The 20,688-nt window shown below is 68.4% G+C and carries 18 protein-coding genes; 3 read left to right on the plus strand and 15 right to left on the minus strand.

All coding sequences use genetic code 11. The features are described from left to right. Positions 1-47: 47 nt before the first annotated feature. The 8 genes from V7778_RS05595 to V7778_RS05630 all read right to left on the minus strand — a co-directional run bounded on the left by V7778_RS05595 (position 48) and on the right by V7778_RS05630 (position 8,516). The gene (locus V7778_RS05595) at positions 48-488 is read right to left on the minus strand and encodes an AraC family transcriptional regulator (protein ID WP_335552607.1); all 441 of its coding nucleotides are present in this window, start codon (positions 486-488) and stop codon (positions 48-50) included. Between the two features lie 111 nt (positions 489-599). Then, the gene (locus tag V7778_RS05600; protein WP_335552609.1) at positions 600-1,226 is read right to left on the minus strand and encodes a response regulator transcription factor; all 627 of its coding nucleotides are present in this window, start codon (positions 1,224-1,226) and stop codon (positions 600-602) included. 2 nt (positions 1,227-1,228) lie between these two features. Continuing rightward, positions 1,229-4,270: a sensor histidine kinase gene (locus V7778_RS05605; RefSeq protein WP_335552611.1), complete on the minus strand. Its 3,042-nt coding sequence runs from the start codon at positions 4,268-4,270 to the stop codon at positions 1,229-1,231. Between the two features lie 8 nt (positions 4,271-4,278). Further along, on the minus strand, positions 4,279-4,836 hold the full coding sequence (locus V7778_RS05610) for a TMEM175 family protein (RefSeq protein ID WP_335552613.1): 558 nt from the start codon (positions 4,834-4,836) through the stop codon (positions 4,279-4,281). Further along, positions 4,833-5,525, minus strand: a complete 693-nt coding sequence (locus tag V7778_RS05615; protein ID WP_335552615.1) for a YoaK family protein — start codon at positions 5,523-5,525, stop codon at positions 4,833-4,835. Before V7778_RS05615 ends, V7778_RS05610 begins: the two co-directional genes overlap by 4 nt. A 1-nt stretch (position 5,526) precedes the next feature. Continuing rightward, complete coding sequence (locus V7778_RS05620; protein WP_335552617.1) at positions 5,527-7,410, minus strand: amidohydrolase; 1,884 nt, start codon at positions 7,408-7,410, stop codon at positions 5,527-5,529. Positions 7,411-7,510: 100 nt separating this feature from the next. Continuing rightward, positions 7,511-8,203 (minus strand): hydrolase, encoded by a 693-nt coding sequence (locus tag V7778_RS05625; RefSeq protein ID WP_335552619.1) that lies wholly within the window; start codon positions 8,201-8,203, stop codon positions 7,511-7,513. A gap of 61 nt (positions 8,204-8,264) precedes the next feature. Further along, the gene (locus tag V7778_RS05630) at positions 8,265-8,516 is read right to left on the minus strand and encodes a XapX domain-containing protein (RefSeq protein WP_335552622.1); all 252 of its coding nucleotides are present in this window, start codon (positions 8,514-8,516) and stop codon (positions 8,265-8,267) included. Positions 8,517-8,666: 150 nt separating this feature from the next. On the opposite strand from V7778_RS05630, the gene V7778_RS05635 reads away from it, so the two are divergent. After that, positions 8,667-9,605, plus strand: coding sequence for a LysR substrate-binding domain-containing protein (locus V7778_RS05635; RefSeq protein WP_335552624.1), 939 nt, complete (start codon positions 8,667-8,669; stop codon positions 9,603-9,605). 19 nt (positions 9,606-9,624) lie between these two features. Here the strand turns inward: V7778_RS05635 and V7778_RS05640 are convergent, their stop codons facing one another. The 3 genes from V7778_RS05640 to V7778_RS05650 form a co-directional block, all read right to left on the minus strand. Beyond that, complete coding sequence (locus V7778_RS05640; RefSeq protein ID WP_335552626.1) at positions 9,625-10,008, minus strand: OsmC family protein; 384 nt, start codon at positions 10,006-10,008, stop codon at positions 9,625-9,627. A gap of 60 nt (positions 10,009-10,068) precedes the next feature. Further along, the gene (locus V7778_RS05645; RefSeq protein ID WP_335552628.1) at positions 10,069-10,770 is read right to left on the minus strand and encodes a pirin family protein; all 702 of its coding nucleotides are present in this window, start codon (positions 10,768-10,770) and stop codon (positions 10,069-10,071) included. Between the two features lie 141 nt (positions 10,771-10,911). Then, positions 10,912-11,847, minus strand: a complete 936-nt coding sequence (locus tag V7778_RS05650; RefSeq protein WP_335552630.1) for a LysR family transcriptional regulator — start codon at positions 11,845-11,847, stop codon at positions 10,912-10,914. Between the two features lie 112 nt (positions 11,848-11,959). Here V7778_RS05650 and V7778_RS05655 point away from each other — a divergent pair, with 112 nt between their 5' ends. Together V7778_RS05655 and V7778_RS05660 are read left to right on the plus strand one after the other, a co-directional pair. Further along, positions 11,960-13,174 carry an MFS transporter gene (locus V7778_RS05655; RefSeq protein WP_335552632.1) on the plus strand — a complete coding sequence of 405 codons (1,215 nt, stop codon included), beginning with the start codon at positions 11,960-11,962 and terminating at the stop codon, positions 13,172-13,174. Positions 13,175-13,295: 121 nt separating this feature from the next. Further along, entirely contained in the window at positions 13,296-15,230 is a 1,935-nt protein-coding gene (locus V7778_RS05660; RefSeq protein ID WP_335552634.1) for a putative bifunctional diguanylate cyclase/phosphodiesterase, read from the plus strand. A 6-nt stretch (positions 15,231-15,236) separates the two neighbouring features. Here the strand turns inward: V7778_RS05660 and V7778_RS05665 are convergent, their stop codons facing one another. The 4 genes from V7778_RS05665 to V7778_RS05680 all read right to left on the minus strand — a co-directional run bounded on the left by V7778_RS05665 (position 15,237) and on the right by V7778_RS05680 (position 20,613). Continuing rightward, complete coding sequence (locus V7778_RS05665) at positions 15,237-16,493, minus strand: MFS transporter (protein WP_335552636.1); 1,257 nt, start codon at positions 16,491-16,493, stop codon at positions 15,237-15,239. A 37-nt stretch (positions 16,494-16,530) separates the two neighbouring features. Then, positions 16,531-17,184, minus strand: a complete 654-nt coding sequence (pgmB, locus tag V7778_RS05670; protein ID WP_335552638.1) for a beta-phosphoglucomutase — start codon at positions 17,182-17,184, stop codon at positions 16,531-16,533. Positions 17,185-17,192: 8 nt separating this feature from the next. Next, positions 17,193-19,514 carry a glycoside hydrolase family 65 protein gene (locus V7778_RS05675; protein WP_335552640.1) on the minus strand — a complete coding sequence of 774 codons (2,322 nt, stop codon included), beginning with the start codon at positions 19,512-19,514 and terminating at the stop codon, positions 17,193-17,195. A gap of 88 nt (positions 19,515-19,602) precedes the next feature. Continuing rightward, on the minus strand, positions 19,603-20,613 hold the full coding sequence (locus V7778_RS05680; RefSeq protein WP_335552642.1) for a LacI family DNA-binding transcriptional regulator: 1,011 nt from the start codon (positions 20,611-20,613) through the stop codon (positions 19,603-19,605). Positions 20,614-20,688: the final 75 nt, after the last annotated feature.

Here is a 20,688-nt window from a genome sequence, read left to right on the forward strand (position 1 = left end):
CGCTACCATACCAAAAACGCGGGTATTCTTCCGTTCGCCATGCGCCGCTAGGCCGCTTCCAGCGCTGATCCCTGCCGCCGGCGCCAGGCCTGGGGCGCGACGCCGAGCACCTCGTGGAAGGTGCGGGTGAAGTGCGACTGGTCGCAGAAGCCGTGGTGGTGGGCGATCGCGGTCAGCGGTTCGTTCGAGACCAGCATCGCCTCGCAGGCGGCCGCCAGGCGGCGCCGGATCACGTAGACACGCGGCGGTACGCCGACGCTCTGCTTGAAAGCGCGTGTGAAATGGCTGACGCTCAGGCCAAGGATCGCGGCCAGGGTGCCGGTGCGCAGGGTGGTGCCGAGGTTGGCATCGATGTGGGCGGTAATCCGTCGTATCTGCCAGTTGCACAGGCCACCCACCGGCTGCGGCCGGCACAAGGCGATGGGGCGTGAGGCCGGAGACGGGCCTGAAAGCGGAGTACGAAGCGGGGTCGGTGGCGCAAGCTGCACGGGTTTCTCCATGGTCTACGAACGATGCGTTCAAGACAGCATGGTGCAGCGCGCAAACCGCCCTGAACAGACAAGTTCGGGGCAGGCGCAACCCACACGAAAGTGGGGGTTTCAGATCTCCAGGAAGCCCCGCTCGATGCCGATCGTCACCGCATGGGTGCGGTTATTGGCCCCGAGCTTGTCCATGATGCTGCGCATGTGACCCTTCACCGTGTCTTCCGACAGGCCCAGGGTGACACCGATCTGTTTGTTGGCATGGCCGCGCGCGATCAGTTCCAGCACCTGCAGCTCTCGCACCGTCAGCGCTTCCTGTCCGATGTGCTCGGCCAGTTCGGCTGCGATCTGCGGCGGAAAGTAGCGGTGGCCGGCCGCCAGCTGGCGCACGGCGTCGGTCAGTTCCTTGCGCAGCGCACTTTTGAGCAAGTAGCCCTGCGCCCCGGACTTGATCGCCTGCATTGCCCTAGCATCGCCGCGGTAGGTCGTCAGAATGGCAAGGCAAGCCTGCGGAAACTCGCCGCGGATTGCCTGGATCGCTTCCATGCCATTCAGGTTCGGCATCTGGAGATCGATCAAGCAGACGTCCGGACGCAGGACCCGGTAAAGCGCGACGACTTCCCTCCCATCGCCGGCCTCCCCGGCGACGACCATGTCTGGCTGGCTGGCAATCACGGCGGCGATACCCTCGCGCATGAGTGGATGGTCATCGGCGATCAGTACCTTGATCGGTGTCGTGTTCATGTTCATATCCTGTCCAATCCTTGTTGCTTACGAAGGCGCCACCGCCCTTCCCCGCCGCGATAGGCCCGCTTTGCCGGCACGAGCAGCCGCATCCGGCTACCCTCTCCCGGCGCTCCTTGCAGCGCCAGCGTGGCGCCGATCTGCCGCGCGCGTTCGAACATCCCGCGCACACCCCAGTGGTCGGGCCGTCCGTCGGGCCCGGCATAGTCCGAAGGTATCCCGGTCCCGTCGTCGCACACGCACAGCTCGAGTGCGCCCGGGCCGAACCTGAGTGTTGCCCTCACCTGGCTGGCACCGGCATGCGCAAAGGCATTCGCCAGCGCTTCGTAACCGATCCGGTAGACTTCTTCCCACGCCTCGTCGCGCACGTGCCGCGGCTGGCCGTCCACGCCGAACACGAATCCGGCGTCCCGTCCCGCGGACAGTTCCGCGCCGCCGGCACGCAATGCTTCCGCCAACGTGGTGCGGCCCCCCTTAACGCCGCGCAGACCGCGCACCTGGTCGCGGCCCTCCACCAGCACCTCGTCTGCACGGTCGAGGACGCATTCGATCTCGGCCCGCGCCGGATGGTCGGCGGCGAGTGAATTCGCGATCACTTGCATCCTCAGCACCAGGCCGTTGAAGCCCTGAAGCAGCGTATCGTGAAGCTCGCGCGCGATCCGCTCGCGTTCTTCGTGGCGGGCTTCGAGCCGCTGGCGCAGCTGCACGGCGGCGCGCCGCAAATTTGCCCTGTGCAGCAGCCACAGGCTTGACAAGATGACGGCCGCCGCCAGCGCCAGCAGCTCCGGACGGCGGTAGAATGCCGGTTCGATCCGGAAGCCATACCGGGCTTCGCTGGTGCTCGGCGCGCCTTCTTCGTTATACGCGACCACCCGAAAGGTGTAGCTGCCCGGGCCGAGTCCCGTGTACACGGCTTCGCGCTGGCGGCCCGCATCGTGCCATGCGCGGTCGTAGCCGTCGAGCCGGTAACGAAAGTTGATCCGTTCCGGCGCCGAAAGGCTTGGGGCGGTGTATCCGAAGACCACCCGCCGCGTGGAGGCGCCGAGCCTGGCCGGTTCTCCGGCCGGCGCCGGTGCGCCGTCGACACTGACCGATTCGATCGCCACCACCGGGCCCGGGACGTCTGCTGCCGGGCGTGCCGGATCGATCCAGGCCACGCCGGCGCTGGCCGAGAACCACAGGCGTCCGTCGCTGGTCCGCACGCCGGTCGGCAGCGGCAACACCTGGAACGGATCGTTCGCCAAGCCGCCGAGCAGGTCGTAGGACCGGTAGCGTATCCGGTGCCCCGGATCGAGAAGCGCGCTGCGCAGCTCGCCGCCCTCGAGCTGGAAGATGCCTGAACGCGATTGCAGCCACAGGTCCGCGCCGGGTCCCCGGCCCTGCACTGGCAGGATCGCGTAGATGAACTCGAACAGCCCATTGGCCGGTAGGCCCACCCTGCGGAACGTGCCGTCTTCGACGACGCCAAGACCCCGTTTGCCGCCGAGCCAGGTGCGCCCGTTCTCGTGAGCGATGGCGGTGACATGGCCGATGTCGAGTCCATCGGCCGGCGTCCACTGGCGTTCCCCGTCCGCGCCGTGCGAAACCGCCAGATTGTCCCGATAGCCGAACCAGAGCCGTCCGCCGGGTTCGGCCGCGGCGACGACCGGCATGCGCTGGCTGGGCGCCGCCGTCGGCGGCGGGATCGCCTTCCAGCGCCCGGACTGCCAGCGAAACAGGCCGATGCGGTTGATCGACACCCAGAGCGCGCCTTCCGCGTCGCGCAGCAGCGCCCGCACTGGCGATTCGGTGGCGGCCACGGCGGGCAGAGGCGCCACCTCGACCAGGCGCCGGCCCTCGGACCGGTAGATGCCGGCCGGCCCGCCCATCCATACCCTGCCTTCGGCATCGGTGGTGGCGGCGCTCGCCGTACCGGGCATGCCGGCGGCAGTAAGCGACCCGTCCGGGCCGAGGCGCACGGCCGGCTGGTTCCCGGCCCCGGCCCACAGGCTGCCATCCGCGCCGGCAGCCAGCGCGACATTCAGCGCGCCCGGCGGCAGCCCGGCCGGAACCAGGGTGCGCGCGCGGAAGCGGTCCAGGCCGGCGCTGGTACCGGCCCAGATGTTGCCCTCGCGGTCGGCATACAGGCGCCACACCACATCGCTCGACAATCCGTCGCGCACGCCGAAGCGCTGCGCCGTGTCCAGCGCCGCCACGCTGCGCGGAGCCGACAGGTACAGGATGCCCGCCCCATAGGTGCCGATCCAGAGATCGCCGGCACGGTCGAACAGGAGGCTGCCGCCAGGGGCGTCCAGGGTGCGCCAGGCATGGTCGACCGCGCCGCCGCGCAGAAGGACCCGGTGCAGCCGGCCGCGGCGGCGCTCGGCGATCCACAGCGCTCCATCGGGCGCCTGCGCGATCTGGCTCGCCCATTGCACGTCGACCGGCAGGGCGCGGAAGCGCACCGCCCCCTGCGCCAGGTAGAACAGGCGGTCCCGGCCCGCGGCCCACAGCCCGCCCTCGCGGTCGACGAAGACCGCACGGGCCTTGCGCTCAGGGAAACCCCACGCGGCGTCCACCGTCCGCCAACGTTGCCCGTCGAAGCGCGCCAGCCCGTCGTCCAGGGCGGCCCACACCGCGCCGCTCCGGTCGCGGGCGAAACCGTAGACGGCGCCCTCGGGCAGGCCGTCCCGTGGCGGGAAGGCGTCCGCCTTCCCCGCTCCGATGCGCCGGATGCCGCCGTAGCGCAGGCCGACCCACAGCAGCGGCCCGTCCGCGAACAGGGCCGAGACGATATTGAGGCTGTTCGCGTGCGCCGGTTCGAAACGCACGAAACGCGCGCCGTCGAAGCGCAGCAGCGAATCGTTGGTGCCCAGCCAGAGGAAGCCGTCCGGGGCCTGCACGATGGCGCCGACCTGGTTCGGGCCCTCCTCGGCGGCGATCCAGCGCCGATGCTCGAGACGGTCGAGCGGCACGGCTGCGGCGGAACGCGAAAGCGAAAGGGCCAGCACCAGCAGGCACAGGGTGACTCGGGGGCCCGGCCAGCGATGTCGCGCGCGTTCCATGGCCGGACTCAGGCTTGCGCCTCGCCGCGGGCCGGTACCAGCCACAGGACCGCCAGCAGTACGTGGATGACGGCGCCCAGCGGCGCATACACCAGCGAAAGCAGGACCGCGAGCGCGTACAGGGCGATCGACAGGCGGCTCTTGGCGCTGCGCCAGGACAGCGCGTGCGGCGCGGCGCCGCCGGCATCGATGCTCCATGCCAGCACGGAGAAGGAAATCGAGCACAGCAGCAGGACCACACCGTACAGCGCCACCGGGCCGGACGCCATCGGATTTTCTCCGGCCCAGGCCGTGACGAAGGGGATCAGCGACATCCAGAACAGCAGGTGCAGGTTGGCCCACAGGGTGCGCCAGTCGACCCGCGCCACGCGCTCGAACAGCGCGTGGTGGTTGACCCAGTAGATGCCGACGTAGACGTAGCTGAGCGCATAGCGCAGCCATCCCGGCAGCACCTCGGCCACGTGGTGCAGGTCGGCCGAATGGGGAGGCTTGAGCTCCAGGACCATGATCGTGATGATGATCGCGATCACGCCGTCGCTGAAGGCCTCGAGCCGGTTCTTGTTCATGGATGTGCGGGCGCTGCAGCCGGTTCGGGTAAACAAAGATGCAGGCATAGTAGCGCAAGCGGCACCGCCAGCGCCACGAAGCCCACCGCCACGTAGGCAAAGGCGGCCATGGCGCAGCCCAGGGCGAAGGCCGCCACCGGCCAGAAGAACTTGCCGCAGCGCGCGCGGGTGGCGGCGTCGCCCGCCCCGCGCAGCCAGTCGACGCCGTCGATCACGAGCTGTGTGACGTTCCCGGTCATCATCGAGGTCGGCGCCAGGTGGGTGAGCAGCAGCTTGCTGGCCGCGCTGTGCGCGCCCATCGCCAGGGTGCCCAGCAGTCCGGCCGCCATCGCGAGCGGACCGGCGCTGTTCCCGACCGGCTCGGCCAGCATGCCGCAGCCCATGAAGCCCAGCAGCAGCACCAGCTGCAGCGCATAGGACGGCTTGACCGCCGACACGCCGCGCCGCTCGCAGCTTGCCACCAGCAGCCGGGCCGCCGCCACGCCCAGGATGAAGGCCGGGAAGGCCAGCAGCTTGAGCAAGGAAGGCGTCTGCGCCGGCTCGGCCAGCGAGACCGCGATCAGGACGAAGTTGCCGGTCACGTGGGCGGTGAACAGCCCGAACAGGGCGATGAAGCCGAGGGTGTCGACATAGCCCGCCAGCAGGCCCATGCTCACGCCCTGCAGGCGTTGAAAGGAGGCGGCCTTCATGTCAGAACGCGAAGCAGCTGCAGCCCAGCGCGCCCCAGAAGCCGCTGAAGTCCGACACCGGCATATTCGAGCGCCGCGCCCGGTCGTGCTCGTGGGCGTGCACCCCGCAGGCGCCGCGGCACTGGTGGGCCAGGCTGGCGGCGGCAGGCTGAGGCGCCGCCTTGCGGTAATGGCCCGGCACCTTCCGGACCGGCGACCATTCCGGCAGCACCGGCAGCGGCGGCGGCCCGAGCGCCGTGAACTCGGCCGCGCCGTACACGATCTTGCCGCCGACCACGGTCAGCACCGACTCGATCGACTTGATCGCTTCTTCGTCGACGCTGAAGAAGTCGCTTGACAGGACCGCCAGGTCGGCCAGCATGCCTTCCTGGATCTTGCCCTTCTTGCCCTGTTCGTTCGAGAACCAGGCGCTGCCGGTGGTCCAGAGTTCGAGCGCGACGCTGCGCGGCAGGTGGCCGCCGCTGCCGTACAGGGGCAGCCCGCCCACGGTGCGGCCCGAGACCAGCCAGTAGAGTGCGGTCCACGGGTTGTAGCTGGCCACGCGGGTGGCGTCGGTGCCCGCGCCGACCGGCACGCCGGTCTCCAGCATGCGCTTGACCGGCGGGGTGGCGCGCGCCGCCTCGGCACCGTAGCGGTCGACGAAGTATTCGCCCTGGAAGGCCATGCGGTGCTGGATCGCGATGCCGCCGCCCAGCGCCTTCACGCGGTCGATGTTGCGCGGGGTGATGGTCTCGCAGTGGTCGAACATCCAGTGCAGGCCGTCGAAGGGGATGTCGCGGTTGACCTTCTCGAACACGTCCAGCATGCGCGAGATCGATTCGTCGTAGGTGGCGTGCAGGCGGAAGGGCCAGCGGTTGGCGACCAGGTGGCGCACCACCTTCTCCAGTTCGTCCTCCATGCCTGCCGCCAGGTCCGGGCGCGGTTCCAAAAAGTCCTCGAAGTCGGCGGCCGAGAACACCAGCATCTCGCCGGCGCCATTGTGGCGGTAGAAGTCGCTGCCCTGCCCCGGCGTGACCAACTCGGTCCAGCGCTGGAAGTCTTCCAGTTCCTTGCCCTTGTTCTGGGTGAACAGGTTGTAGGCGATGCGGATGGTGAGCTGGCCGGCGCGTTCAAGTTCCTCGATGACGGCATAGTCCTCGGGATAGTTCTGGAACCCGCCGCCGGCGTCGATGGCGCTGGTCAGGCCCAGGCGGTTCAGCTCGCGCATGAACTGGCGGGTCGAGTTCACCTGCAGTTCGCGCGGCAGGGTCGGGCCCTTGGCCAGGGTGGCGTACAGGATCATCGCGTTGGGACGGGCGATCAGCATACCGGTGGGGTTGCCGGCGGCGTCGCGCTGGATCTCGCCGCCCGGCGGGTTCGGGGTGTCCTTGGTATAGCCCACCGCGCGCAGGGCCGCGCGATTGAGCAACGCGCGGTCGTACAGGTGCAGGATGAAGACCGGGGTATCCGGCGCGGCGGCGTTGATCTCGTCCAGGGTGGGCATGCGGCGCTCGGCGAACTGGAACTCGTTCCAGCCGCCGACCACGCGCACCCATTGGGGATGCGGGGTGCGCGCGGCCTGCTCCTTCAGCATGCGCAGCGCGTCCGCCAGCGAAGGCACGCCTTCCCAGCGCAGCTCCAGGTTGTAGTTCAGGCCACCGCGGATCAGGTGCAGGTGCGAATCGTTCAGGCCCGGGATCACGGTACGGCCGTTCAGGTCGATGACCTGGCTGCCTTCGCTGCGGTGGCGCATGACGTCGTCGGTATCGCCCACGGCCAGGATGCGGCCGTCCCGGATCGCGACCGCGCTGGCCTGGGGCTGGCTCTTGTCCACCGTGTGGAAGCAACCGTTGAAGAGGATGAGCGCGGGCGACGTAGCCTGGCCCTGGGTCGTCTGTGTTGGCATGATGTCGTACTCCTGGAGACGCCGGCGCCATTGGGATGGCGCCGGCGGGTTGATGCGAGCCGGCCCGCGCCTGGCGCGGGCCGGATTCAAGCTGGCGCGCTTAGCGCACCGGTGCCGGGACCGGCGCCAGTACTTCGTTCTGGCCCTGGTTGCGGGCCGCGGCCTTGTGCACCATGGTGTAGGCGTAGTCGACGCCCATGCCGTAGGCGCCCGAGTGCTCGGTGACGATCTTCATCACGGCCTCGTAGGTGTCGCGGTGCGCCCAGTCGCGCTGCCATTCCAGCAGCACCTGCTGCCAGGTGACCGGCACGGCGCCGGCCTGCACCATGCGCTGCATGGCGAAGTCGTGGGCATCCTTCGAGGTGCCGCCCGAGGCGTCGGCCACCATGTAGATCTCGTAGTCGCCTTCGAGCATGGCGCACAGGGCGAAGGTGGTGTTGCAGACTTCGGTCCACAGGCCGGCCACGATGACCTTCTTGCGGCCGTTCTCCTTCAGCGCGTCGCGGACTTTCTGGTCATCCCAGGAGTTCATCGACGTACGTTCCAGGATCTTGTGGTTCGGGAACACGTCCAGGATCTCCGGATAGGTCTTGCCCGAGAAGGAATCGGTCTCGACGGTGGTGATCACGGTCGGGATGTCGAAGGCCTTGGCCGCCTTGGCCAGGCCGACCACGTTGTTCTTCAGGGTCTGGCGGTCGATCGACTGCACGCCGAAGGCCATTTGCGGCTGGTGGTCGATGATGATCAGCTGCGAGTTTTGCGGGGTCAGGACTTCGAGTTTTGGGTTGGTCATGATGTCTCTCCTTCTGGTCAAGTAAAAGCCGGGCGTGGCCGCGGCCGTGGGAAATAGGGGGTCAGCTATGCTGCTGCGGCTCGTCGGCCTTCGGCGTGACGCCGGTGATCTTCGGCCGGCATTCCTGGGCGAACCAGGCCGCGCTCAGCGGCGCGCCGTCGATCAGGCGCCTGGCCACCGGCACCACCTGCTCGCCGATCAGCATGCCGAGCAGGCCGACCAGGGCGATAGCCGGCGGGGCCGGCGAGCGCACGTTGAGAAAACCGTACAGGATGCCGGCCAGGATGCCGGCGCCGAGTGAAATCAGGTACATCGTCCGCTCCTTTGCTTGTCGGCGCCGCGGCTCGGCGCCACCTGTTACCAGTATCGTCACCGGGGCGCCCCGGCGCTAGAATCAGATTGCTCTTTTCGCCGGCCGGACAAAGCCGCTACCATGTCGGGACCGCCACCACAGGACAGCCCCTTGCTCAAGCTCAGCCTCGACGCCCTCCAGATCATCGAAACCATCGCCCGCAGGGGCTCCTTCGCCAGCGCGGCCAAGGAACTGTTCCGCGTGCCCTCGACCATTTCGTACACCGTGTCCAAGCTCGAGGACGACCTGGGCGTGCGCCTGTTCGACCGTTTCGGCCCCAAGGTGGCCCTGACGCCGGCCGGCCGCGAACTGCTCAAGGAAGGCCGCTACCTGCTCAAGGCCGCGGGCGACCTCGAATCCCGCGTGCGGCGCGTGGCCTCGGGCTGGGAGACCGAGATCGCGCTGGGCATGGACTCGATGCTCTCCGCCGCCGGGCTCGAGCCCGACATCGCGGCCTTCTACGGGGTGGCCGACCAGACCCGGCTGCGCATCGTGCGCGAATCGCTGTCGGGCACCTGGGACGCCCTGCTCGACCGCCGTGTCGACCTGCTGGTCGGCGCTGCCGGCGAAGGGCCTTCCGGCGGCGGCTACACCCTCGAACCCATCGGCAGCAGCCGCTTCGTGTTCGCCGTCGCGCCCTGCCACCCGCTGGCCGCCGCCACCGGCCCGCTCGACAAGGCCGACCTGCTGCCGCACCGCGCGGTGTCGGTGTCGGATTCGGCGCGCCTGCTGGGCGCCCGCACCGTCGGCCTGCTGTTCGGCCAGGACACCCTGGCCGTGCCCGACATGATCACCAAGTACGAGTTCCAGGTGCGCGGCCTCGGTTTCGGCTTCCTGCCCGAGGCCTGGGCCCGGCCTGCCATCGACAAGGGCCTGCTGGTCGAAAAACAGGTGGTCGAACCGAAGGCCGAGGAAACCTTCTACCTGGCCTGGCGCAGCGGCGAAGACGGCGCCGCGCTCAGGTGGTGGATCGACCGGGTGCGCAGCAGCTCGCCCTTCGCCCGCATGATCGCCGAACCTTGCGGGGCCACGCTCACCGGGCTGGGCTGAGCGCCGTACCTCACACATGTCACACCGCTTCGGTCTCGATGCGGATCGCGCCCGACAAGGTCTTGTGCACCGGGCATTTGTTGGCGATGTCGGTCAGGCGCTGCCTGTCTTCGTCACCCAGTGCGCCGACGTACTCGATGTGGCGCTTGAACACGTAGGCGCCGTCCTGCTGGCCGTGGTCGATCCGCACCCGGATGTCCTCGAGCGCCATGCCTTTGCGCGTCGCGTACAGCTTGACGGTGAGCGCGGTGCAGGCGGCCAGTGCGGCGGCCAGAATGTCGTGCGGTTCCGGACCGCTGTCCTCGCCCCCGATGGCTTCCGGGATGTCGGTCAGCAGCTGGTGCTTGCCGATCTGGATCACGTGCTGCATTTTTCCGGTACCGCGTGCGGCTGTCACTTGCATGGCTTCCTCCCTGGTCTTGTCTGATGTGCGCCGCCCCGGCCCCGGGGCGGCGGATGAAGATTACTGCGGCAGGTCGAACACCAGCACTTCGGCGGCCTCGGCCTGGTCCAGGCTGACCAGGTCTTCCCCGGTCACTTTCAGGGCGTCGCCGCCGGCCAGCCCCACGCCGTTGATGGTGACACGACCGCGCACCACGTGGACATAGGCCTGGCGTCCTGGCGCCAGCCGGTGGCTGACCGCGTCGCCGCCGTTGAGGATCGAGGCGTAGATCGACGCGTCCTGGCGCATCGACACCGACCCATCGCGGCCATCGTTCGAAGCGATCAGGCGCAGGCGGCCGGTCTTGGACGCCGCGTCGAAGTGCTTCTCTTCGTAGCCCGGCGCTTCGCCGACGGTATTCGGCTCGATCCAGATCTGCAGGAAGTGGACTCCTTCGGTCTTCGAGTGGTTATACTCGCTGTGCACCACCCCGCTCCCCGCGCTCATGCGCTGGACGTCGCCGTAGCGCAGCACCGAACCGTTGCCCATGCTGTCCTTGTGTTCCAGCGCGCCGTCCAGCACGTAGGAGATGATTTCCATGTCGCGGTGGCCGTGCGAGTCGAAGCCGCGGCCGGGCTGCACATGGTCTTCATTGATCACCCGCAGCGGGCCGAAACCCATGTGCTTCGGATCGTGGTAGTGACCGAACGAGAAGGTGTGGCGGGATTTCAGCCAGCCGAAGCTTGCGGCGCCGCGATCATTGCTCTTACGTACGTCTAACATGGTGTGCTCCTTTCGTGATTGGAATCATCGAACGCTTCGATGCTTGGCGCTTGCTTTGCCGTGCTTCGCTGCGTTGTCTTCGATGCGATGGAGTCATTATGCGCGTCGTAACCAGGGATGAAAAACGGATAATTTGCCGCCCTATGATCGAAATTTTCGATCACCCTCCAGGGCGAGATCGGCGTCTCCGGCGAAGAGGCCGGCGAGCCAGTGGGCGAAGGCTTGCAGGCGCGGGCTGGCCATGCGGCCGCGCGGATACAGCAGCGAGACCGGCATCGAGGTCGGTCGCACGCCCGGCAGCACCTCGACCAGCTCTCCGCTCTCGAGGTAGCGGCGCGCCTGGTAGCGCCCCAGCTGGGCCAGGCCCAGGCCCTGCAGCGCGCAACACAGGTTGGCCTCGGCGTCGTTGACGGCCAGGGCGCCGCCCACCGCCACCTTGCGCACGCCGTCCGCGCCCTCGAGCTCCCAGTCGAAGGGACGCCCTGTGCGGCCCGAGAAGTGCACGATACCTTCGTGGGCCGCCAGTCCGTCCACGCTGGCCGGCACGCCGCGCCGCGCCAGGTAGCCGGGCGCCGCCGCCAGCACGAAGCGCATGCAACCCAGCGGGCGCGCCACCAGGGCCGAGTCCTGCAGCGCCCCGACGCGGACGGCGCAATCGATGCCCTCCCGGGTCAGGTCGACCAGGCGGTCGCTCAGGCTGATCGTGAGAGCCAGCTCGGGATAGGCCGTGCGGAAGGCGCCGATATGCGGGAGGACCATAGCCCGCCCCAGACCGCCCGGCAGGTCGATGCGCAGCTTGCCGTGCAGCGGCCGCGCCGATTCGCCCAGGAAGTCGGCCTCGGCCGCCTCGATCGCGGCCAGGATGTCGGCGCACTGGCGGTAATAGCGTTCGCCCTCGGGCGTCAGCGACAGGCGGCGCGTGGTCCGCTGCAGCAGCTGGGCGCCGAGGTGGCTTTCCAGGTTCTTGATGGCGGCGCTGAGGGCGGCGCGCGGCAGGCTCAGGGTCTCGGCGGCCTTCGAGAAGCTGTTGGCCTCGACGATCCGCACGAAGGCCTGCATCGCCTTGACTTTGTCCATGATTGTTCAGAAAAAATGACAGGTATGGATGCATTATGCCCAGATTATCTTTGCCATATGCCTCTCTACAATGGCCCATACCGTCAACCATCCACACGACCTGGAGCCCCGCATGTCTTCCGCCATTCCCAACCCGCCTTCGCGCGCCATGGTCTTCCTGCTGGCCGGCGCCGCCGGCATCATCGTCGCCAACCTGTACTACGCCCAGCCGCTGGTCGGCCTGATCAGCGTCGCGATCGGCATGCCGGAGTCCGCCTCCGGCCTGGTCGTCACCTTGACCCAGCTCGGCTATACCCTCGGCCTGCTGTTCGTGGTGCCGCTCGGCGACCTGCTGGAAAACCGCCGCCTGGTCGTGTGCGGCCTGCTGGCTACCGGCGCGGCCCTGGTGCTGGCCGCCACCGCCGACGGCGCCTGGCAGTTCCTGCTGGCGGCCCTCGGCATCGGCCTGGGGGCCGTCGTGGCCCAGGTGCTGGTGCCCTTCGCCGCCCACCTGGCGCCCGAAGCCACGCGCGGCCGTGTGGTCGGCCAGGTCGTCAGCGGCCTGCTGCTGGGGATCATGGTGGCCCGTCCCGCCGCCAGCCTGCTGGCCGACCTGGCCGGCTGGCAGGCGGTGTTCGGCGTCGCCGCGGTGCTGGTGCTGCTGCTGGCAGCGGTGCTGCGCGCCAGGCTGCCCGAACGCAGGCCGGCCGCCGCGCTGCCCTACCCGGCCCTGATCGCCTCGCTCTGGACGGTGCTGCGCACCACTTCGGTGCTGCGCCGCCGCGCGCTCTACCACGCCGGCCTGTTCGGCGCCTTCAGCCTGTTCTGGACCGTGGTCCCGCTGGCCCTGGCCGGTCCGGACTTTGGCCTGAGCCAGGCCGACATCGCGGTGTTCGCCCTGGTCGGCATGGCCGGCGCCGTCGCCTCGCCCATCGCCGGCCGCCTGGCCGACGCGGGCCTGACGCTGCCGGCCACCGCCGCCGCCCTGGCCCTGGGCGCCGCCAGCTTCGCCTTGCCCCTGCTGGCGCCCGCGGCGGCGCCGCACTGGCTGTCGCTGGGCCTGCTGGCCGCGGCCGCCATCGTGCTCGACGCCGCCGTTGCCGCCAACCTGGTGCTCGGCCAGCGCGCCCTGTTCGCCCTGGGCGCCGAGTTGCGCAGCCGTCTCAATGGCCTGTACTTCGCGCTGTTCTTCCTTGGCGGCGCGCTGGGGTCGGGCATGGGGGGATGGCTGTACGCGCGCCATGGCTGGCATGCCGCCCTGCTGGCGGGCATGGCCCTGCCATTGACCGGGCTGGCCGCCTGGGTCGGGGAGTACCTGCGGCACGCCGGGGCGCGCCGGGCGGCATGAGCGTGCGGGCCGGCCCCTGGCGCGCTGGAAGGCGCGCACAGCAGGGCGGCGTTTGCAAATGTCCGGCACATCTGGCGTAATAGGTTCAATGCCCGGCCTCGGGCGGCTCGGAAAATGCTTTATGGAAAAACCGCGTATTCCACCAGAAGAAGCCCACCGTATTGCGTCGCTCTACGCGACCAGCCTGCTCGGCACCGGCCCCGAGGAAGCCTTCGACCGCATCACCCGCCTGACCGCGCGCCTGCTGATGGTGCCGATGGCCGTCATCTCACTGGTCGGCAAGGACACCCAGTGGTTCAAATCGCGCACGGGCACGGACCTGCAGCAAACCCCGCGCGACGTCTCGTTCTGCGGCCATGCGATCCTGAGCGACGAGCCGCTGGTGGTGCCCGACGCCGTCAACGATCCGCGCTTCTCGGATAACCCACTGGTGGTGGGCGGCCCCGGCATCCGTTTCTATGCCGGGGTGCAGCTGCATTCGGTCGACCGCATGAAGCTGGGCACCCTGTGCGTCATGGACCACAAGCCGCGCACCCTCAGCAGCGAGGAGCTGGAGGATTTGCGCGAGCTGGCGCGCCTGGTGGAACAGCAGATCTACCACCGCCAGCTGGCGCAGGCGGCCCAGGCCCTGCAGCAGGAGCTGGAGGCCGGTCCGGCCGGGACGGATTTGCCGGCGGCGGGCCAGGTCGCCTATCTGCTGAACCACGACATGCTCACCGGCCTGGCCAACCGCCCGGCCCTGGTGCGGGCGATCCGGAACGGCATCGCCGGCTGGCGCGAGCGCGGCGAGCACGCCATCGTCGCCTGCATCAACCTGGACCGCTTCAAGCGCCTCAACGAACTGCTTGGCCACCGCGCCGGCGACGAGGCCCTGGTGGCCATCACCCGCAGCCTGCAGGACAACCTGCGCGACGGCGACATGCTGGCGCGCGCCGGCAGCGACGAGTTCATCCTGCTGCTCGGCGATGTCGGCCATGTAGGCGATGCCGGTGGCGACCCGGGGGGCGACACCGAGGCGCGCGCCTTGCTGGAACGCCTGCTGAGCGCGGTGAACCGCCAGATCATCTCGGGCGGGAACGAGATCGCCCTCACCTGCAGCATCGGCTACGCGCGCTACCCCGACAACGGCGACGACGCCGACGCCCTGCTCACCAGCGCGGCGCTGGCGATGCGCTACGCCAAGTCGCTGGGCGGCGGGGCCATCCATCAGTTCTCGAACGAGCTGCGGCGCGAACAGGGCCGCCGCCTGACCCTGGAAAGCCACCTGCGCCGCGCCGCCGAGCACAATGAGCTCTTCCTGACCTACCAGCCCAAGATCTGCCTGCGCAGCGGCGGCATCGCCGGCTTCGAGGCCCTGGTCTGCTGGCAGCATCCGGAATATGGCCTGATCCGCCCCGACGAATTCATTCCCATCGCCGAGGAAACCGGCCTGATCGTGGCGATCGGCGAATGGGCGCTGCGCACCGCCGTGTCGCAGCTGGCTGCCTGGCGCGAGGAAGGCCTGCCGCCGATCCCGGTGGCCGTCAACCTGTCCGCGCGCCAGTTCCTGCAGACCGACGTGGTGACCCTGGTGGACGAGCTGCTGCACACGTCCACGGTGGAGCCGCGCACCCTGGAGCTGGAGCTGACGGAATCGGTGTCGATGACCGATCCGGTGGCGAGCGCCTCCATCATGCGGCGCCTGCGCGAACTGGGTGTCACGCTCAGCATCGACGACTTCGGCACCGGCTACTCGAGCTTCTCCTATCTCAAGCGCCTGCCGATCGACAAGCTCAAGATCGACAAGTCCTTCATCACCGACATGACGCAAAGCGCCGAGTCCCTGGCCATCGTGCAGGCCATCGTGGCGATGGCCCACCGCCTGCACCTGGTGGTGGTGGCCGAAGGGGTGGAAACCGCGGACCAGGTGGCGGCCTTGCGCAAGGCCGAGTGCGACCAGATCCAGGGTTATTACTACTCGCGCGCCTTGCGCGCCGCCGATACCGCGGCCTACATCCGTACCCAGGGAGCCGCGCCCATCCCCGCCGCGCGCGCGCAGGATGCCGCGGCCGCCTGAGCGCCGTCAGGCGGCCTGCGCCCCCGTCACGCCGGCGGCGCTGCGCTCGACCTGGCGCCGGAAGAAGAACAGGCCCACCAGCACCAGCGCGATCGGCACCAGCGTCAGATAGAAGGCGAACTGGCCGTCGTAGCGGCCGAACACATAGCCGGTCACCATCGAACCCGTGGTGCCGCCCAGCGCCGAGAAGATCACCAGGAGCCCGGTCATCGGCGCATGCTGGTGCTTGGGCAGGGAGCTGAGCATCACCGAGTTGATCCCCGGGTAGATCGGCGCCATGAACAGGCCGATAAGCGGGAACACGAAGGCCGCCAGCGGCGCGCTGGCCCAGCTCACCTTGGGGTCGTGCGCCACGCCATGGCTGAGCGGCAGCGCCAGCAGCACGACGGCGCCCATCGCCAGCACGCAGGCGACCATCACCGGGAACCAGTTCAGGCGGCGCATGATGAAGCCGGCCGACAGGCGCCCGACCGCCAGGCAAAAAGCGAAGATGCTGGTCACCTGCACGCTCATCGCCGCCGGCAGCTTGAGGATCTCGTTATTGAAGGTCGGCAGCCAGGTGCCGACGCTCTGCTCGATCAGCACATAGAGGAAGGCGGTCAGGACGAATACGCAGACCAGCGGGCGCAGGAACAGGCGCAGCATCTCCATGAAGTCCTGGACCGGGCCGCGGCTGGCGGGCGGGACCGCCTCGCTCTCGTCGAAGCGGGTCAACAGCACCAGCACGAAGGTCAGCGCGCACAGGCCGGACAGCACCCAGTACACGTTCAGCCAGCCCGTCGACGCCGGGTTCTCGGAATCGATGAACCAGCCGAAGATCCAGTAGGCCGACAGCACGCCGACCATGAAGAAGCCCTCGAGCGTGTTCATGATGCCCGCATGCTGCTTGCGGTCCTGGGCCACCAGGCCCACGGTGGTATACACCGAGACCTTGACCAGGGCGAAGGCGACGCCCACGCACAGGAACAGCAGCTTGGCGGTGCCGAAAGCGGGCAGCAGCGGCATGGCCAGGCAGGCGACGGCCACGATGGCCAGGGCCAGCAGCATCGCCTTCTTGTAGCCGAAGCGCGGCAGGCTGGACGCGGCCAGGAAGGACACGATCGCGATCGGCAGGTCCTTGAAGCCTTCCAGCACGCTGGCCGAGGACTTGTCGATCCCGTAGTTGTTGATCACCTGAAGGATCACCGTGCCCACGCTGTTGAGCAGGATGGCGAACACGAAGTAGATCAGGAAGAGTGCGAGCAGTATGCGGCGTTGGTTCACGCTGTCTCCTATATGGTTATGATCGCGTGCCGGTCGTTCAGTAGTCTTCGAGCCGGAATTCCAGCATCGACGGGATCACCCGGTCGGCCCGGGTCAATACCTCCGGCTTGCCGACCCCTACCGCCACCATCCCGGCATCCTTGATCGAGGCGACTCCCGCCACCGCATCCTCGACCCCCAGGCAGTCGCCGGGATCGAGGCCCAGCTGTGCGGCCGCGGTCAGGAAGATCTCCGGGTGCGGCTTGCTGTTGGCGATCCTGGCCGCATCGACCACGGTATCGAAGCGGTCGCGGATGCCCAGGCGGTCCAGCACCGTGAAGGCGTTCTTGCTGACCGAGGCCAGCCCGGTCTTGAGGCCGGCGGCGCGCACCGCCACCAGTGCTTCCAGCGCGCCCGGCAGCAGGTCGCCTGGGGTCATGGTGGCGATCAGCTCCTGGTAGTGGCGGTTCTTGGCGTCGGCCAGGGCCAGCTTCTCCTCGCTTGAAAAGCTGCGCGGCGCGCGCGCCAGGATCAGTGCGAGCGATCCCATCCGGTCCACGCCCTTGAGCTGCTCGTTGAATTCCTCGTCGAAGGGCGCGCCGACCGCATCGGCGGTCCGCTTCCATGCCAGGTAATGATAATGCGCGGTGTCCGTGATGACGCCGTCCAGGTCGAAAATCACTGCCTTGTAGCGCGTATTTGCGTGTGTCACTGCGCGGCTCATGCTGCCTCCATGCGGATATCGGGATTGGAACCCGTCAGCGCGACCGGGGTTCCGTGGTGGGTGAAAGCGAGCGACTCGCCGTCGGCCAGGCGGTAGTGGACACCCTTGGCGTCGACCGTCACCGCCAGCAGCGCGCCCTGCACGTGCACCTGGAAGCGGTAGCTGGTCCATTTGGCCGGCAGGGTCGGGGCGAAGCGCAGGCCGCTGCCCGTCAGGCGCATGCCCCCGAAACCGTAGGCCACGCCCAGCCAGGTGCCGGCCATGGCCGCGGTGTGCACGCCGTACTCCGTGTTGGCGTGGGTATTGTCCAGGTCCAGGCGCGCGGTCTCCATGAAGTAGTGGTAGGCCTTGTCGGCATATCCGACTTCGCTGGCGATCATGCTGAAGATGCACGAGGACAGCGAGGAATCGTGGGTGGTCACGCCTTCATAAAAGTCGAAGTCGCGGCGCTTGTCGTCGAGCGTGAATTCGTCGGACAGCAGCAGGAGGGCCAGCACCACGTCGGCCTGCTTGCACACCTGGTGGCGGTAGATCACCAGCGGGTGGTAGTGCAGCAGCAGCGGATACTTGTCCTTGGGCGTATTGGCGAAGTCCCAGGGCTTCTTCGACAGGAAGCTGTCGTCCTGCTCGTGGATGCCGAGGGCCGCGTCGTAGGGCAGGCGCATCGCGCCGCTGGCCGCGCGCCAGCCGGCGATCTCGCCCTCCTCCAGTCCAATCGCCGCAGCCACGCGCGCATAGTCTTGCGGCCGCTCGGCGCGCAGGCGCTCCCCCATGTCGGCGGCGAAGCTCATATGCATGCGCGCCATCGCGTTGGTGTAGTAGTTGTTGTTGACCAGGGCCGTGTATTCGTCCGGGCCGGTGACTTCGTTGATGCAGAAGCGCCCTTCGCGGTCGTAGCCGCCGATCCCGGTCCAGATGCGCGCCGTCTCGAGCACGATCTCGGCGCCGTAGTCGGCGATGAAATCGAAGTCGCCGGTGGCCAGCAGGTAGAGGCGGATCGAATAGGCGACGTCGGCATTGATATGGTACTGGGCGGTGCCTGCCGGGTAATAGGCCGAGCATTCCTCGCCCGCGATGGTGCGCCACGGGTACAGGGCCCCGGACGCGTGCGACATCTGGCGCGCCCGTTCGCGCGCCTTGGGCAGGCCGTTGTAGCGGTACTGCAGCAGCGCACGCGCAATTTCCGGGCGCGAAAACAGGAAGAAGGGGAAGACGTAAATCTCGGTGTCCCAGAAATAATGCCCTTCGTAGCCTTCTCCGGTCACGCCCTTGGCCGCGATATTGGTGCGGCCGTCGCGGCCTACCGACTGCAGCAGGTGGTACTGGTTGAAGCGCACACCCTGCTGGAGCGCGTCGTCGCCGGCGATGGCCACGTCGGCCTCGCGCCAGAAGCGTTCCAGGTAGACACCCTGCTCGGCCACCAGGTGGGCGAAGCCGTCCTGGGCGGCGCGCGCCAGTTCGTCCCTGGCTAGGCGCGCCACGTCGGCGTCGGCGGCGTCGCGCGAGCTGGCGTAGGCGATGAACTTGTGCAGGGTGAGCGATTCCCCTTCGCGCAACCGGGCCTTGACGACGTGAGCGCCCTCGCCCGGGCCGGCGCCGGTGGCGCCGCTGGCCGCATGCCGGACGCCGGTCGCCAGCAGGAAGCCGCTGTTGCGGGTGCGCTGCAGCAGCAGTTCGCCGTCGGCATCCTGCTCGCGGCCGACGACCGACAGCGCCGGGCCGGTCACGGCGGAACCGACGCGCGGATCGTCGCCGGCCTGCAGGTTGCTCACTTCGCTGTCGATGCGCGAGGCGACCTCCACGCGGCCGGCGAAGTTCAGGGCCGTGACCCGGTATTCGATCGCCGCCACGTGCTTGCGGCCGAAGCACACCAGGCGCCGGCTGTCGATGCGCACCCGGTGGCCGCGCGGGCTTTCCCATTCCACCGTGCGCTCCAGCACGCCCTTGCGGAAATCGAGGCGGCGCTCGTAGGCCAGCAGCTTGCCGGCGTCGAACCCGAAGCGCTCGCCCTCGACCGTCAGGGCGATGCATTTGGCGTTCGGCACGTTCAGCATGAACTCGTTGGTGCGCGCCAGGCCGTAGGCGTTTTCCGGGTAGTGAATGGATTCGGTCTCGTGGAAACCGTTCAGGTAGCTGCCTTCCAGCCCGGCCGCCCCGCCCTCTTCATGGGTGCCGCGCAGGCCGATGTAGCCGTTCCCAAGCGCGAACAGGGTCTCGTGCAGGAAGGCGCGCGGCCCCAGGGGCGCGGTCTCGCGGATCTGCCAGGGTTCGGCGGGCACAGGATGGGCAGATGCGATGACATCGATAACATTTTCCACTTCGGTTTCCTCGTCTAGGCCGCCTCGTCGCGGCATTTGCTTGCTCGGTGGTGCTCGGTTCTTGGTAAAAGAGGTCTAGGCCTGCGAACTATGTCTGCCTGACGATCAGGGTGGTGGGCAGCATCTCGGATTCGCTCGGCTGGCCTTCGATCATGGCCAGCATTTTCTTCGCCAGCAGCACCCCGCCGTCGCGCAGGTACTGGTGCACGCTGGTCAGCGGGGGCACGAAGCTGGCCGCGCCCGGGGTATCGTCGTAGCCGATGACGGAGATATCATCCGGCACGCGCATGCTGGCCTCGGTCAGCGCGCGGATCGCGCCCATGGCCAGCAGGTCGCTGGCGGCAAACAGGCCGTCGAAGACGATGCCCGGCCTCTTCCTGAGCAGGGTCTGGACCGAATCGAAGCCCGCTTCGAAGGTAAAGGCCTTGGGCCGCAGGATGTGGACGGTGGCGCGGCTGGCGAGGGTATCGATGAAGCCGGCGCAACGCTCCTGCACCTCGGCGTGGTCGACGTCGCCCAGGAAGATCAGCTTGCGCCTTCCCTGGTCGATGAAGCGTTCGGCCGCGCTGGCGCCGCCCTTGCGGTTGTCGCTGCCGACCACCACGTAGTCGCCGCCGCGCTCGGGGGCGCCCCACACCACCAGCGGCAAATTGGTCTGCTGCAGGGTGCGCACCGCCTCGCCGTGCGAGCCCTGGCCCAGCAGGATCAGGCCGTCGGCGCCCTGCACCGGGGCGGTGTCGAGCAGCTGCTTGGAGGTCAGCACCACGCTGTAGCCGGCCGTGGTCAGTTCCTGGGTGATACCGCCCAGCAATTCGAGCGGATAGGGATCGGACATCGGGCGCCCTTTGACCGGCGTCATCTCGACCACCACCGCCACCGAATACGAACGCCGCATGCGCAGGTTGCGCGCGCTGATGTTGAAGCGGTAGCCCTGCTCGGCCGCCAGCTGGCGGATCTTCTCGCGGGTCTTCTCGGTCACCAGCGGGCTGTCGCGCAGGGCGCGCGACACCGTGATGGTCGAGACGCCGGCGATTTTCGCCAGGTCTTCCATCGTGGGGAGCGCGTCGCCCTTTACCTTGTTTTGCTTTGCCGGTGCCATGTTTTGTCGAGTGCTTCAATACGGCATGCATTATGACAGAACTTTTTGTTTTGTCGACATGAAATGACATCGATA

This window comes from Massilia sp. DD77, from assembly GCF_036961685.1.
In the GTDB taxonomy this organism is placed as follows: domain Bacteria; phylum Pseudomonadota; class Gammaproteobacteria; order Burkholderiales; family Burkholderiaceae_D; genus Telluria.